This window comes from Brachybacterium sp. AOP42-C2-15 (assembly GCF_052377065.1).
Taxonomy (GTDB): Bacteria; Actinomycetota; Actinomycetes; order Actinomycetales; family Dermabacteraceae; genus Brachybacterium.
On the sequence record NZ_JBQSWK010000106.1, the window covers coordinates 1 to 1,238 of the forward strand.

Below are 1,238 nucleotides of genomic sequence, written 5' to 3' on the forward strand. Positions count from 1 at the left end.
GTGCGGGCGCGGCGGGTGCTGGATGAGGAGTACATCCTGGAGGAAGCGGCCCCCGGGAGTCTCGACGCGGGGCGGATGCTGGGGCTGCATCGCACGATGCGGACCCGGGCGAGTCTGCACGCGCATCTGCTGCGTCAGCTCTCCACGTTCTTCTGTGAGGACCCCGAGGTGCGGGGCCTGCTCGATGACGCGGATGTGACCGCGTTGAAGATCGCCGCGGGGCTGCGCTGCACCTACCCCCAAGCACACGCGAAAGTCCGTGACGCGTATCTGGCGGTGCAGTGGATGCCGATGACGTTCACGTACCTGCGTCGCGGGGATCTGCCCGAGCAGTGGCATCACTACCTGATCCGCCACACCCGGCGCCTGAGCGAGGAGCAGGCCCGGGACGTGGATGCGCATATGGCCACGATCGAGATTCCCTCGATCTCGCAGGACACGTTCGAGAAGCATGTACGGCTCGCGGTCGCCCTCGCCACCGCCGGGACTCTCCCGGCGCCGCCGTCCCGGTCACGGGACGTGGAGATCGTGGGGATCGATACCGAGACGGGAACCGCATCGTTGTTGGTGACGGGCCCGATCCCGGAGATCCAGGCCCTCGCCCACCGGCTCGATGTCGCAGCCCGCACCGTCCAGAAAGCCCAGCGCACCGCGTTAGAAGCAGGTGCCGAAGGGCCGTTGCCGTTCGATATTGATCGGGACCTCGCCGAGCGGGGCACCGCGTTGTCGCTGCGGACGCTGCGGTACGCGATCTTGACCCACTCGGTCCTGGACATCGACCCCGTCGAAGAAACTGCCAGGCCCTACAAGATCCTCGTCACCGTCCCGGCACTGACCCTGCTGGGCCAGAGTGACGCGCCCGCGATGCTGGATGGGATGACGCCGCTACCCGCAGAGCTCGCCCGGGAACTCGCAGCCGGGGAGAGCACCTGGCAGCGGATCCTCACCGACCCGATCACCGGCGCGTACCTGCCCGTGACCGCGCAGACCTATCAGCCCACCGCTCAGATGCGGCTCCAGCTGAGGCTGCGTCACCCGGTCTGTGCGGTGCCGGGCTGTACCCGGGCCACGGTCCTCGCGGCAGAGGATGACCACATCATCGAATACGACCATGACCACCCCGACCAGGGCGGGCAAACCTCGCTGTGGAACCTCCACCGCCTCTGCTGGCTCCACCACAAACAAAAAACCGCGGGACTGATCGACCCCGCCCGTGACCCGGTCGAGGATCCCGCCCG

Annotated in this window: 1 protein-coding gene; it reads left to right on the top strand. The window is 67.8% G+C overall.

The window, feature by feature from the left end; genetic code table 11:
• The coding region (locus ACT3SQ_RS19225) for an HNH endonuclease signature motif containing protein (protein ID WP_444601616.1) at window positions 1-1,238 on the top strand (1,238 nt) is incomplete at both ends.